Consider the following 14,272-nt stretch of genomic DNA (forward strand, 5'->3'; position numbering starts at 1 on the left):
ACATTTTCCTTTAGAATTCTGTAAAGAGTAAGTCAATCTCAGGGGTTACCGAGATCCAATCATCCCGGTGGATAAGGATTCCCTTGGCTTTTTTAGATTGGAGCATATCGTGTACAGCCGACTGGCCGAGACGAACTTTCCCTTTCCCTAGCAATTGTCCTGACTCTTGATGATAGACGCTGACGATGTCTTGATAAGAAAAATCCCCTTCTGCCTTGGTCACACCCGAAATTAATAAGCTCTTTCCGTATTGCAACAAGGCCTCAGCCGCTCCAGCATCCACCCAAAGAGCTCCTTTACTTTCTGCATAAAAGGCTAGCCATTGCTTCTGGGTTTTTAACCCCTTGTCCTCTGCAAGGAAGTTACTACCATCTGCTTGTTCTTGCGCCGCTTCGATCAAGGCATCAGGCTTGAGAGATGAGCAAATATAGACAGGAACCCCAGACTCTGTCGCCAGGGTCGCTGCCTTGAGTTTGGTCAGCATTCCGCCAGTTCCATTGCTACTACCTGCACCTCCAGCCATCTCGATCATCTCGCGAGAAATGTGCTCGATCCGCTCCAAACGCTTGGCTGTTGGATCCTGAGAAGGATTGGCTGTATAGAGGCCATCCACATCCGTCAACAGCACCAAAAGATCCGCCTGGGCCATGGCCGCAACCTGCGCACTCAAGGTATCATTGTCACCAACTTTTAGCTCAGCGATAGAGACCGTATCATTTCATTGATAATCGGAATCGCCCCACGGTTGAGTAAGACAGAAAGGGCCTGGTGGGCATTCTTATAGCGACGTTGATCCGCAAAGTCATCCTGGGTTAATAAAATCTGTGCAGAAACAATGTTGCGTAAAAGAAGATTAGAGGTATATTCTTCCATCAATAAACCTTGACCAACTGCCGCAGAGGCTTGCTTGTCTGCCACCTTAGTCGGCCGTTTCTTAAAACCAAGGGCACCGAATCCAGCAGCAACCGCCCCTGATGAGACCAAGATCAACTCATGGCCCGATTCGTGTAAGAGAGCCAACTGCTGGGTAATGACCTTGACCTTCTGTCTGGAGAGACTCCCATCGGGATTGGTCAAAGACGAGGTCCCTACTTTAAAGACGATTCGTTTTGCTTTCATCTCTATGTTTCTTTCTAATACTATTTATTTCGTATGTAATGAAAGTGAGGCTGGACAAAAACTGTCCAGCTCTCAATGTTTGATAGTAATAACAGTATGACGCAGTGGTTGATTGGAATCTTTGTTCGCTTTTTAGGCTCCAAAGATGACCTAATGAGGGAAACAAAGTTTCCTTTATCTGCAACCTTCAACAGTCTCCCAGACTGTTGGAGCTATGCGGGGTGGGAAGATTGAAAAGGTTTGGGAAAACTTTTCAACCTTTTCTAAATTTAGGAGTTCTTTCCCACTCCCATCTTCATTATCCTTTTCGAAGGTCTTCCAGCGTTTTTTCAAAGATCGCTGGCACTTCTGCTGTAAATTCCAAGGTCTCGCCTGTGCGAGGGTGGGTAAAACCAAGTGTCCGCGCATGAAGAAACTGTCCTTGTCCTTTGAGTGTCTTCTTAGGACCATAAGCAGGATCTCCAGCTACTGGATGGCCAATATAGGCCATGTGCACCCGAATTTGGTGGGTGCGACCGGTCTCCAGTTGCAACTCTACTAAGGTGTAATTCCCAAAGCGTTCCAAAACCTGAAAACGGGTCACTGCTGGTTTTCCTTTAGTCGTCACCGCTTGTTTTTTCCGGTCCTTTTCACTACGACCAATTGGTGCTTCAATCATCCCACGATCGTTGGGAAGGTTGCCATGGACAATGGCCCAATACTTCCGTAGAGATTTTTTGCCTTTTAGTTCCTCTGCTAAGGCGACGTGAGCTTGGTCATTTTTTGCGATCATCAAGAGGCCTGACGTGTCTTTATCAATCCGATGAACGATCCCTGGACGCAATTCCCCATTGATCCCAGAAAGGTCCTTGACATGGTATAAGAGCGCATTGACCAAGGTCCCACTGGTATGACCCGCACTAGGGTGAACAACCATGCCTTGAGGTTTATTAACGACGACGACATCCTGGTCCTCATAGACGATGTCTAAGGGCAGATCTTCTGCTTCATAGCTGACCTCTTCCACTTCTGGTACTTCATACTGGATGACGTCTCCTTCTTTGACCGTGTACTTGGCTTTTTTCACAGTCCCATTGACCAGAACTTTTCCTTCTTTGATCTGCTCATTAGCCACAGCTCGTGACAAGGGGGTCAAATCCGCCAAAGCTTTATCCAGTCGCGCACCGGCTACTTCGATTTTAATTTCCATGCGTTTCCTCTTTCAACATCAGGATCAGGAGCAAGAAAACTCCAACTGTCAAATAGCTATCTGCTACATTAAAAATGGCAAAATTCATAAAGTCCAGGTGGAACATATCGACTACAAATCCCTGACGCAGGCGATCGATAAAATTCCCCAAGCCACCTGCAATAACCAAGGTCAAGCCTGTCACCATCCAAAGCGAACCTTTGAGGTGCTTATAAAGATAGTAAAAGGCCCCTACCATCACGACTAGAGTGATGAGTGTAAAGAACCATTGCTGATTTTCAAGAAGCGAAAAAGCTGCACCTGTGTTTTGAAGATAGGTCAGACTAACCACATGGGGAATAAAAGACTTGACGACACCCAGTGGAATGTTCTTCACCACATACCATTTGACCAGCTGATCCAGTAGGACCAAAAGGACGATCGCTACTGGGACCATTGTTTTTCTCTTCATTTCTTACCTCTTTTGATCAAAATATTCTACCATAACCTCGACAAACTTCTCTGCTACAGGAGAGAGATCCATCTCTTCGCGTTTGACATAGACCATTTTATTGTCCAGGTTATCTTCCAAAGGAATAACGGTGATGCCATTCACGGACTGGCTATCTAAAAAGCCTGATCCTGTCGCATAAGCATCTGTCCGCTCCAAGATCCCATTCAAGGTAGCCCGGTCGGTTACATTGAACATTTGGGAGCTCGAACTGGTATCGACAAAGTTCTCTGAATAATAGAGGTACTCATCTTTTTCTTGGGTAAAGCGAACAGTTGGCAACTGAGCTAGATCTTCCATGACCAGTTTTTTCTTCTTAGCCAGAGGGTGTCCCTTGCGAAGGTAAATATGAGTCTGAAAAGGAATCAAATCCACTACTTCAAGCCCTAATTTATCGACCCGTTGCATAATTCCCTTGGTATTTTGACGGTTGAGATAAATAATCCCCAACTCACTATGCCCTTGAGCTACTTCATCCAAAATTTGGACCGTCGTTGACTCAAAGATGCGGAAGTTTTTATTTTCCGGATAGCGGATCGAGAATTCCGTCATCAAAGGCGGCAAGAAGTCATAGTGTTGACTAGAAATAGAGAATTCTTTCTTCTCTTCTTCAGGACTGGCATATTGATTTTGAAAAATATCAAACCCCTTAACCACGTCCTGCGCTTTTTCATAAAATTCCATTCCCCGACGGGTCAAAAATGTCCCCGAACTAGTTCGACGAAAAATTTTAAAGCCCAGTTCCTTTTCCAGATCTCTGACGGATATGGACAAGCTCGGCTGACTCACATACATTTTTTCAGCAGCTTCACGAAAAGTACCACTATTGGCAATCGCCACTACATATCGTAATTGTTGTATATTCATTCTATTTTCCTTATTACAGTATCGATCTATTATACCATAAATTAGGGGCTGAAAGAAGAGATGCGTTTAAGAGACCTTCATCAAGTGAAAATAAAAAACTGGAACTAAAACAGTTCCAGTTGATCCTTATTCAATCACTTGGCTTTCTGCTACTTTCTTGTACCAATGAGCCGATTTCTTAGGATAACGTTCTTGTGTATCGAAATCAACATAGAAGAGACCATAGCGTTTTTCATAACCATTTGACCATGAGAAGACATCCATTAATGACCAGATGAAGTAGCCCTTGACGTTTGCCCCATCGGCAATCGCATCAGACAAGACTTCCAAGTGTTGTTTCACATAATCGATCCGGCCATCATCGTAAACCGTGTTGTCCACAAATTCATCTTTGTATCCAAGTCCGTTTTCAGTGATGTAGATCTTCTTGTAGTTTGGATAATCTTTCTTGACACGCATGATTTGATCATACAAACCTTGAGGGTAGATGATCCAGTCCCAGTCAGTACGAGGTACATAGTCAGGAGCTACACGACGTCCAACACCTTTGATTTGGTATTTAGAGCTTCCTTTCTCCCCTTTACCATTGTGGATGATTTCAGTTTCACCATCAAAGGCTTCCATCCAGTCACTCATGTAGTAGTTAATTCCAAGGAAGTCGTTCAAATCTTTAGCTGCTTCAAGTGCTGCAAAGTCTTCGTCACGAAGATCCAAGCTACCACCATTAACAGACAAAATGTGGTTTACACCTTCCATGGTTGCATCTGAATAGTGTCCAAGGTAGGTTGCATCCAAGATAAATTTGTTGTGGATGATATCTTCCAACTCAGCAGCCCGTACGTCTGCAGGATTTTTAGGATCCAATGGATACTTAGTTGGAAGGGCGTGAACAACCCCGATTTCACCTTTGTAGCCTTTGTCTTTGTACAATTTCACAGCACGTGCATGAGAAACCATCATATTGTGGTGTGATTGGAAGACTTTGGCAAGGTCATATTGAATACCTGGTGGGAATTTACCTACTAAGTATTGACCATCACCGATTGGGCCAATTTCATTGAAGGTTGTCCAGTAGTTGACTTCTGGGAATTCTTCGAAACAGAAGGCAGCGTAATCTACAAAGTGTTCGATATTTTCACGATTCAAGAAGTCTCCGTTTGAGTGAAGAGCTTCTGGAGTATCAAAGTGGTGAAGAGTTACGAATGGTTCTACATGACGTTTGTGGCATTCCGCAAATAACTTATGATAGAATTCTACCCCTTTTGGATTGACTTCACCATAACCAGTTGGGAAAATACGTGACCAAGCAATAGAAATACGAATTCCGTTTACGCCATATTCTTCCGCCAACTGTAAGTCTACTGGATATTTATGGTAGAAATCACTTGCTGGTTCAGCAGTATACCAATAGTTGTCTGCTAAGTATTTGTCCCATGCAACTGGTCCTTTACCATCTGTATGAGTTGCACCTTCAGCCTGATATGCCGCTGTTGCCCCACCGAAAATAAAATCTTTAGGTAATGTTTTTGACATAAGTTTCCCCTTCTCAATCATAAAATAAAAATAAAGCAAGATGGAGAGGAGTTAGTGAGCCATCCATCTCCATCTCACTTCTTGTACCAAGCCACCGAATTGTGACATGAGGAGGTAAAAACGATATATTTTTACCGACGAATTAACAAGTCGATTAGGAAAATCGCCATAGCGATTTCCGTTACGATAGGAGACTGTTTCACAGTCCCTATCGTTAATCGAATTGAGCTTGAACGAATGCAAGAGCGCCTTTACCATCACGAGTCAACTTGATGTATTGAGCTCCTTCAGTCTTAGCCAATTTGATTCCAAGTTTATCTGTTTCAGCCTTCATATCTTCATAGTTTGAAGCTACTTGAGGAGCAAGGATAACAAGGTCAAATTCTGGCAACATTTCACGGTGAGCACCGTAACCACCAGCAGCAGCCTTCACAGGAACATTGTATTCTGCAGCAGCTTTATTCAAAGCATTGGCAAGAAGTCCACTAGTTCCACCACCGGCACAAAGAACCAATACGTTTGTTTCTTTTGTGATATTGTTTTGAACTGGTTCACCTTCAACACCAGCTTTTTCAAGAATAGCATCTGCTTTTGCAGTGTTAAAGTTTGCAGCAACTTTTTCTTTCAAGCTATCGTTTGATTTACCTGAACGTTCTTCTTCAAGAATTTGTTCATCGTAAACTTTAACGAATGGGTAGTAAATGATCACGTCTACTACAACAAGAAGTGCAGCAAGGATGAATGAAAGTACTTGGAAGTTCGTACCAAGAACAATACCCAGAGGTCCAGGAGTTGTCCATGGTAGGTTAGAAGTAAATGAGTTCATTCCCAAGGTATCAACAAAGAATTTGAAGATCCATACGTTTGCAATTGGAGCAAAGATAAATGGAATGAAGAAGATTGGGTTCAATACCAATGGAGCACCGAACAAGATTGGTTCGTTAACACCAAAGAATGTTGGAACTACAGATGCACGTCCAATTGCACGGTTACGTTTTGATTTCGTTAACCACATGAACATGAATGGAACGACAAGAGTCGCACCAGTACCACCCATAGTAACGATAAACATTTGAGTACCTGAAGTAAGGATCTTATCAGCGTGCATTCCTTGTTGAATCAAGTTCAAGTTGACTTCGGCATTTGCATAAGTGATCGCTGCAATCGCAGGCTCAACGATAGATGGGCCGTGAATACCAATAAACCAGAAGAATGCAAAAGCACCGAAAATGATCGTAATTCCAACATAACCATCTGCTGCTGAGAAGAGAGGAGCAAGAAGCGTACCGATAGATTCAGCTACTGTTACACCGAGACCGCCCTTAACAATCAATTCAAGTCCATAAAGGAGAACCACTGATACAGTGAATGGAATCAAGTCTTTAAATACTTGAGAGATATTTGGTGGAACTTCGTCTGGCATGCGAATCGTCACATTGTTTTTCACGCAGACCTTGTAAACATTAACGGTAACAAAGGCTGCAATAAAGGCTGTTAGCAACCCTTTAGTCCCCATGAATGCTGTTAAGAATCCGCCATCTTTAGCAGGTTCAGCAGCCATGAGCAAGAAGCCAACCATAGAAGCCAACATTGTAGAAATGAAGTTGATTTGGTTGGTTGCTGGGAGGTCACGGTTCATTGAATCAGTCAAAGCCTTAGCCGTTGTCCCACCAACGAAGAAGGCCAAGATGCCCATAGAATAGCTATATGGAGTCATCAAGAAAGTTTCAATATCTTTAGACCAATGGAATCCCCAAGCGTTTGGTACATACGCAATTAGGATGAAAATAGATGAGAAAAGGATAACAGGCATCCCTGCAATAAAGCCATCCCGAATCGCTCGCAAATATTTGTTTCGAGAAATCTTTTCAAAGAATGGTTTCCCTTTTTCAATCAGTTCAATCAGTTTATTCATTATTTCGCTCCTCTTTTATATAGTTCAATCAGATGGTGAATCACGTCTTTTAATAGGATCGTTGTCATGAGATGGTCTTGACCATGCATCATGGTAATGCTATAGGGGATTTCTTCTCCTGCTGCTTCATGCGCTAGCATGGTCGTTTGAGATTTGTGAGCCTCAGCGATACAAGACCCTGCTTCTTCTACTAAGGATTCTGCTTTAGCAAAATCACCATTTTCAGCAGCTTTTAAGGCTTCCACTAATTTTGATCGAGCGTCACCGGCATAAGCGACAATTTCAAAGCCAAGTAATTGGACTTCTTCTTTATTCATGTTGGTTCCTCCTTATGATACCTTTTGAAAATTTTTATAATAGACGTTGAATATGAAGAGCTAAATAGACTTTTTCATTAGGAGATATCTTGGCTCCTGTCTGTTCAGCGATGGTTTGGTAGATTTGATGACTAATCTCATAAGCCTTTGGATAACTTAGCTGAATCAGTTGTTCCATCTCGCTCAAACCTTCTGGATCTTCTCTTCCCTTATCTAGCGAATCTAGGAAATAATTGAGATGGATCATAAAGCGATCATAGAAATGACTGTTTTCTTCTTTCCGTTTCAATCCATTTTGAGCTAGTTTTTCTTCTACAGCTTTCAAAATAACTTGTCGGTCCTGGACATCTGGATCTTGCTCATGAATCATTTCCCCTTGTGCATTAATGAAATGATAAGCGATGCGATTCACTTCATCGTCAGGAAATTGATCCAAGAGCCGCTTTCGAAAGATCTCAATCGCTTCTTTTGCGATTTTATAGGGAATCGGGTGCATAGCAGACACATCAGGAAGGTCACTGTATTTATATCTTCCCTGTTGAACTGCCTGGTAAGAACAAAAGATGTGATCTGTTAATGTCACATAGATATATTCTTGAACAGGATAGGCATATTTCTTAGACAAGGTATCAATCACTTCATAAGTGGTTGTAATGAAATCAAGAGGAACATCCTTTAGAAGGGCCATAAAGTTTTCTCTTGACTCATCCGTATTTAAACGAAATACTTTTTCGACCTTATCATCAGCTACTAGATCATTTTTCTTTTTCCCAAATGCAATCCCACTCCCAATAACAATCAACTCTTGTTGTAGTTCATTTTGAACCAAAGCAACATTATTGTTCATTGGATGGATAATACGATACATGAGGCTCTCCTTTGTAAAATTTGTTAAAAGCAAATAAAAATGACCACGAAGCAACCGAAAAAACTAGCCTACACTAATTGTTCAGTCTACTTGTGGTCACGCCTAATCTAACTTAGTAACGCTCACTGCTATTCAACTTATGAACTTATTCTATCATATGTTTTTTATTTTGTAAACCCTTACAGCGAAAATTTTTAAACATTTTTTTATAAAAAATAAACAAAGCCTAAAAATAATGAAGAACATTGGAAGGAATTTCTTCCTTCCAATGTTCTAAATGTTGCTTTAGGAGGCAATAACGATTTGTTTCTTACACGCGTTCTGTCCAAGGTGTTGCCACTTTAGCCAAGACCGCATTCAATTCTTCAATATTTTGACGACCTTCTGTACGAAGCCATTCACGAGCAGCTGCTTCTCCATCTTTGATGTAAGCTTCTACTGAACCTGCCCATGTCGCACGTCCACAAAGAACACCGTTGAAGTTTGCACCAGATGCATGAGCAAATTCCAAGGTTTCTTGGAAGAGTTTTGCAGATACACCTGCACTGAGGTAGATGTATGGAAGGTTGGTTGCTTCTTCTTGTTCTTTGAAGAAAGCAGCCGCTTCTTCACGACTATAGACAACTTCTCCTTCTCCAAATCCTTCCACGAAGTTCACATTAACTGGAACTTCCACTTTCAAGACATCGATATTGAAACGAGGATCTGAGAAGACTTTCATAGCTTCAATGACTTTACGAGGTTTCACTTTCGCATATTCAGCAGAGGTTGCATCTGCAATTCCTTCGTCATAAGCCAAGATTTCAAGGAAGAATGGAATGTCCTCTGCCACACATTCTGAACCAATGCGTTCGATGTAAGCTTGTTTTTCTTGGTTGAGTTCTTCTGCACTATCTACATCATAGTAGAGCAAGAATTTCACAGCATCAGCACCTTGTTCTTTGATGCGTTTTGCTGACCAAAGGTTCAAGCAGTCAGGCAAGCGTTTGGTGCTGGATGTATCGTAGCCTGTCTTTTCGTATGCAAGCAAGAGACCAGCATCTTTGTCCAAGGCTTTCGTAGCAGGCAAACCATATTCTGGGTCCAACAACATTGATGAAGCATATTTTGTCAATTCATCTGCTACGAGAACTTTCAATTCTTCCATTTGTGCTACAGTTGGCTCAGTGTCTTGGTATTTGGCCATCAAGCGTTTCAAAGCCCCACGTTGGTCGAAGGCCAAAGCTGAAATAACACCGTCTTTTGTACTAAGACGTTCCAAATAGTTGCGTTTTTGTTCTGTTAATACCATTTTATACCTCTTTTACGATTAATTGTTGATACAAGGCATCATAGTGCCCCATGTTGACATGTCCTGTTTTTGCTTCTTGCGCATTTAACATTCCAAGAACATTTGCTTTCTTGAGCAAGTCTGCGTCACTCTCATGATGATAGAGACCAGATGCAATCCCTGCAACAGTCGAATCACCAGATCCGACTGGATTGACGACAGCAATCTTAGGAATATCTACCTTATAGAAGACATCCCCATGCTTAGCGAAAGCGCCATTTGCACCAAGGGAGACAATCACCCATTCGATGCCATCAAAGAGAGAATCCTGAAGAACTTCTTTTAAGTCTTCCACATTCTTACTCACTTCTTTTCCTAACAACTGTGATAATTCTTCATTGTTTGGTTTAATGACCGTAGGCTTAACAGCTGCTTGAATGGCAGCTTCTAAAGAAGCTCCCGAGCAATCGAGTACGACTGGTTTTCCTGCTTCGCTTGCAACCTTGACAAGGCTAGCATAGTAGTCCACTGGTAAACCAGCAGGAAGACTTCCAGAGATGGCTACAACCTCTACTTGTTCAACCAAGTGACGATAATGGTCGACAAAGTCTTGCCCTTCTTTCTCAGAAATGGTTGGACCTTTTTCTAAGATTTCTGTTTGCTTGCCTTCGTGAAGGATGGCGATACAATTACGTGTATCTCCAGCAATTTCAAAGAAACGTTCCTCTATTCCTTCTCCTAAATGATCGAGAATGAATTGCCCCGTTCGACCACCAAGTAGGCCAGTCGCTGCCACTGGATCCTTAATCTCAGAAAGTACACGGGTAACATTGAGACCTTTCCCACCAGCTGTCTTACTCACCTCAGCCACACGATTGACTGTATCCAACTGGAGTACATCCAAAGGATAAGAAATATCAATCGAAGGGTTCAGCGTGACCGTTAATATCATACGTCACCTCTTAGTCGTGGTATTCACCACGGTCCCATTTTTCAAGGAATTCTGTAAAGAAATCAGCATCCGCTTGATGAGCATTATGGGTTTCCACATGTTGGATCTTAGCGATCAATTTTTTATTTTCTTCAGTTGGTTTGTATTCAGCGTGAATGAATGCTTCAATGATATCGCACATGAGCAATTCACCCGTAATTTTACCACCAAACCCGATCACATTTGCGTTCAATTCTTCTTTTGCATAAAGAGCAGTTGTCATATCGCGTACCAAGGCAGAACGGATACCTGGTACTTTGTTAACCGCATTGTTAATCCCAACACCAGTACCACAGATACAAACTCCAAGATCTGCTTGGCCACTTGCTACGGCTTCACCGACTTTCTTACCAAAGATTGGATAGTGGGTACGTGTATGGTCATAAGTCCCAAAGTCGAGCACTTCGTATCCTTTTGATTTCAAAAAATCAGAAACAGCCATTTTTTCATTTGTCACAATGTGATCACAACCAATTGCAATTCTCATTTGAATTCTCCTCTCATTAGCACATCTTATTCAACATATCAACACGGATTTGGTGACGGCCACCGTCGTATTTACCATTGACGAAGCCTTTGGCAATGTTTTTCGCCAATTCATCTCCAACAATTTCAGCTCCCATGGTAATCATTCGAGAATTGTTGTGTCCACGTGTCATATAAGCAGAACGTTCATCTGAAACTTCTGCTGCCACCATTCCTTTGATTTTAGTCGCAACCATAAATGGACCAGCTCCATAAGCATCAATCACGATTCCAAGATTTTGATCGTTTTTGTTCACTTCGCTCGCAACTGCAAGTGTCACATCTACAAAATCTTGACCTTCAGCGGTTACATCTACAACATCGAAGTTTTCTTTTACAAGAAACTCTTTCACGAGATCTTTTAATCTTAATCCTGCAGCATCTGCACCAATTACAATAGACATGTCCTGTCCTCCTTTTGTTTGTTTCAGCAAATATTCCTGTTGTTAATTTTTCACAAAGAAACATTTTCTTACTTTTGATATTATATTACACCTATTTCGAACGAAAGTCAACATTTAATTGTTTATTTTCGAACATTTTTTAAAATAAAAACACCATATCTAGAAAAGATATGGTGTCAGTTTTCAAACTACATGTGATGATTATTTTGCATTTGCAGCATATTCTTCGTTACGTTTGATCATTTGTTTTCTGTACCAAGCGAAGATTCCGATATAGAATGCCAAGAAGACAACTACACCAAGGATAGCTTTGATATCACCAGTTGTTGCGTTACCGATTGTCCAACCGAGCAATTTTTCAACTGGTCCTTCAAGAGTTGAGTGAGTGATCAATTGAGTAGAAGCTACCCCTTTAGGGAAGGCATCAACACTCTTAGCCAATTGAGTTGCAAATGGTGCAATCAATGTTCCTGAAAGAAGGAAGAGTGGCAAGAGAAGGCTTCCGAAGATGATCATACGGATCAATTTACCGCGTGTTACAACCAACAAGGCTGGAGTCACACCCATAGCGATGATACCTGCAAGTGGCAAGATACCATTTCCGACTTTAGAAAGAAGCACTGCTTCGATCAACATGATTGGTGCAAGTACGTTGGCACAAGCCCAAATTTCAGCACGACCAGCGATAAATGGCCAGTCCAAACCGATGTTGAATTTACGTCCTTGAAGACGTTTAGTAGCAACGTTTGTAATACCTTGTGACAATGGTTCTACCGCTGCGATGAACCAAGAACCGATCAATGAGAACAATTCCAAGCAGACACCGGCAGTCAAACCAAGGCTCAACCAACCTTTAATAACCAATTCCCATTTGGCAGCATCTGGGACACCAGCTACTGGATGTGGAGTACCCATGATACCGATGACGATACCAAGAAGGAAACCGATAAAGAATTTAGATCCCCAGAAACCGATCTTCTTGTTCAACTTAGCAGCGTCGAAGTCGTATTTATCAAGACCTGGGAAGAATTTGTCAAAGATTTTATCCAAGACCATGATGATTGGGTTCATCATGTAGTTCATGTGAGTTGAAGTCATAGGTGATGAACTTGGTGCATTCAACAAATCATCAAATGTTGGTTTCATCAAGTCTGAGTTGATGATTTTCATAATCCCTACAAGGACAACTGCAAGAGTTGCCAAGAAGAGTGATAAACCTTGGCTGACACCGTTGTTGTCCGCATACCATTTGATCAAAAGACCAGTGATAGACAAGTGCCAGATATCGAAGATATCGACGTCAAGTGTATCAGTCTTCTTGATCGCAAGCATGATAACGTTGACGATCAACATAATCAACAAGAAGTAAAGTGTCCAGGCAGACCCCCAAGTGATGGTCGCAAGAGGCGCCCAACCAACGTCAGTGATATTCAATTGAATACCTGTGTTCTCAACGAATTTTGCAAGAGACGCTGAGAAAGCTCCATTCAACATACCGATGATGGCACCGATACCAGTAAGGGCGATGGCAAGTTTAATACCACCTTCAAGGGCTTTAGAGAATTTCACTCCAAACAAGAGAGCCAATAAAGTCAAGACGATCAACATGATGATCGGAGCACCCATGTCTAGGATGGGTTTGAAAAATTTATTGGCAAAATCAATAATGCCATTCATAATAAATCCTCCCGATTTATAATTTTTTTGTAATTTACGGCATAAAGTGTTCCCAATTTTATCATTGGATAACGCTTACAAACTTGTTTAAAAAAATATTAACTTAATCCATGTTCTTTAATGGCAGCTTCGATGTTATCAAAGACTGGCGCACTCATCGCTGGAATACGGAATAAAATTGGTCCTGCTTCTACCACTGGAATACCAGGATCAAATCCCAAATCAGTTGCAGCAATTGGAGTAAAGATATCATAACCTGAAATCAAATCTTCATTGACATCTTTGACCATGACAGCGTCACAACGCACATCATAACCACGGTTTGACAACTCTTCTTCCAACGCATTCTTAATTTGGTGGCTAGAGTTAACACCTGCACCACAGGCAGCTAAAATTTTAATCATTTGGATGTCCTCCATTATAAATATTTACGAATGTTTTAGGAAATAGTTTCCGTAATGTATTGATAAAGCTTATCTTCACTATCTAATTTTGATAGAGCTTCGAGATTTCCATTGGATGTAAAGAAATCCATCAGCTGGGCCAAAATATTGGTTTGGCTAGAGCTTGAATTGTTGATAATGAAGAATAAAAGCGAAACTTGAACTTCCTTATCTGGAGCAATCATATTATGGAAGGTTACGGGTTGATCCAAACGAACCACGACCACATTCTCAGTGAGATTATGGACAATGTCTGTGTGCGGGATCGCCACATTTGGTAAGTCTTTACCAAGAAATTCCATGTCTAATCCAGTCGGGAAAGACTTTTCACGCTCAATCAAAGCGGAACGATAGGTTGGTGTCACAATCTGTCGCTCTTCCAATAAGCTTGCTACCTGCTCAAAGAGATCTGTTTGATCCTTGGCATGTAGGCAAAATACAAGATCTTTGTTAAAGAGTTGATTTAATCCCATTGTTGCCACCTCCTTATCTAACTATTTATTTTATGGTTAGAGTATATCACTATATTGATTGATTGTCAATCATTTTTTGTCGTATTTTGTTTATTTTTGTTTATATTCATCTTTAAAGCGCTTCCTAACCGTCATTTTCTAACATCCTTAAAAAAGTAAAAAGTGAGAGTGGGACAGAAATCGGTAATTCG

General features: G+C 41.5%; 14 protein-coding genes and 1 pseudogene. All 15 read right to left on the minus strand.

Going from position 1 to position 14,272, the window contains the following annotated elements:
• Positions 1 to 10: 10 nt before the first annotated feature.
• A pseudogene (gene proB / locus HMPREF2704_RS10065) lies at positions 11 to 1,119 on the minus strand (glutamate 5-kinase).
• A gap of 298 nt (positions 1,120 to 1,417) precedes the next feature.
• On the minus strand, positions 1,418 to 2,308 hold the full coding sequence (locus tag HMPREF2704_RS10070; protein ID WP_070449090.1) for an RluA family pseudouridine synthase: 891 nt from the start codon (positions 2,306 to 2,308) through the stop codon (positions 1,418 to 1,420).
• Entirely contained in the window at positions 2,298 to 2,759 is a 462-nt protein-coding gene (gene lspA, locus HMPREF2704_RS10075; protein ID WP_003001852.1) for a signal peptidase II, read from the minus strand. The genes HMPREF2704_RS10070 and lspA overlap by 11 nt, the downstream gene beginning before the upstream one ends.
• A gap of 3 nt (positions 2,760 to 2,762) precedes the next feature.
• Entirely contained in the window at positions 2,763 to 3,665 is a 903-nt protein-coding gene (locus HMPREF2704_RS10080; protein ID WP_003001728.1) for a LysR family transcriptional regulator, read from the minus strand.
• Between the two features lie 126 nt (positions 3,666 to 3,791).
• A complete protein-coding gene (lacG, locus tag HMPREF2704_RS10085; RefSeq protein WP_083280250.1) occupies positions 3,792 to 5,198 on the minus strand; it encodes a 6-phospho-beta-galactosidase in 1,407 nt (468 codons plus the stop codon).
• Positions 5,199 to 5,412: 214 nt separating this feature from the next.
• Positions 5,413 to 7,113 (minus strand): lactose-specific PTS transporter subunit EIIC, encoded by a 1,701-nt coding sequence (locus HMPREF2704_RS10090; RefSeq protein WP_049518375.1) that lies wholly within the window; start codon positions 7,111 to 7,113, stop codon positions 5,413 to 5,415.
• On the minus strand, positions 7,113 to 7,430 hold the full coding sequence (locus HMPREF2704_RS10095) for a PTS lactose/cellobiose transporter subunit IIA (RefSeq protein ID WP_003007713.1): 318 nt from the start codon (positions 7,428 to 7,430) through the stop codon (positions 7,113 to 7,115). Before HMPREF2704_RS10095 ends, HMPREF2704_RS10090 begins: the two co-directional genes overlap by 1 nt.
• 34 nt (positions 7,431 to 7,464) lie before the next feature.
• Positions 7,465 to 8,298 carry a PRD domain-containing protein gene (locus tag HMPREF2704_RS10100; protein ID WP_021153391.1) on the minus strand — a complete coding sequence of 278 codons (834 nt, stop codon included), beginning with the start codon at positions 8,296 to 8,298 and terminating at the stop codon, positions 7,465 to 7,467.
• A 310-nt stretch (positions 8,299 to 8,608) separates the two neighbouring features.
• Positions 8,609 to 9,589 (minus strand): tagatose-bisphosphate aldolase, encoded by a 981-nt coding sequence (gene lacD / locus HMPREF2704_RS10105; protein ID WP_070449092.1) that lies wholly within the window; start codon positions 9,587 to 9,589, stop codon positions 8,609 to 8,611.
• Between the two features lies 1 nt (position 9,590).
• On the minus strand, positions 9,591 to 10,520 hold the full coding sequence (locus HMPREF2704_RS10110) for a tagatose-6-phosphate kinase (protein WP_049506391.1): 930 nt from the start codon (positions 10,518 to 10,520) through the stop codon (positions 9,591 to 9,593).
• A gap of 10 nt (positions 10,521 to 10,530) precedes the next feature.
• On the minus strand, positions 10,531 to 11,046 hold the full coding sequence (gene lacB, locus HMPREF2704_RS10115) for a galactose-6-phosphate isomerase subunit LacB (protein ID WP_003002763.1): 516 nt from the start codon (positions 11,044 to 11,046) through the stop codon (positions 10,531 to 10,533).
• A 16-nt stretch (positions 11,047 to 11,062) separates the two neighbouring features.
• Entirely contained in the window at positions 11,063 to 11,488 is a 426-nt protein-coding gene (lacA, locus tag HMPREF2704_RS10120; protein ID WP_003007724.1) for a galactose-6-phosphate isomerase subunit LacA, read from the minus strand.
• A gap of 201 nt (positions 11,489 to 11,689) precedes the next feature.
• Positions 11,690 to 13,165, minus strand: coding sequence for a PTS transporter subunit IIC (locus tag HMPREF2704_RS10125; protein ID WP_049474601.1), 1,476 nt, complete (start codon positions 13,163 to 13,165; stop codon positions 11,690 to 11,692).
• A 98-nt stretch (positions 13,166 to 13,263) separates the two neighbouring features.
• Positions 13,264 to 13,569 (minus strand): PTS sugar transporter subunit IIB, encoded by a 306-nt coding sequence (locus HMPREF2704_RS10130; RefSeq protein ID WP_003002828.1) that lies wholly within the window; start codon positions 13,567 to 13,569, stop codon positions 13,264 to 13,266.
• A 35-nt stretch (positions 13,570 to 13,604) separates the two neighbouring features.
• Positions 13,605 to 14,081: a PTS sugar transporter subunit IIA gene (locus HMPREF2704_RS10135; protein WP_003007730.1), complete on the minus strand. Its 477-nt coding sequence runs from the start codon at positions 14,079 to 14,081 to the stop codon at positions 13,605 to 13,607.
• Between the last annotated feature and the right edge of the window lie 191 nt (positions 14,082 to 14,272).

This window comes from Streptococcus sp. HMSC076C09 (genome assembly GCF_001837905.1).
In the GTDB taxonomy this organism is placed as follows: domain Bacteria; phylum Bacillota; class Bacilli; order Lactobacillales; family Streptococcaceae; genus Streptococcus; species Streptococcus parasanguinis_I.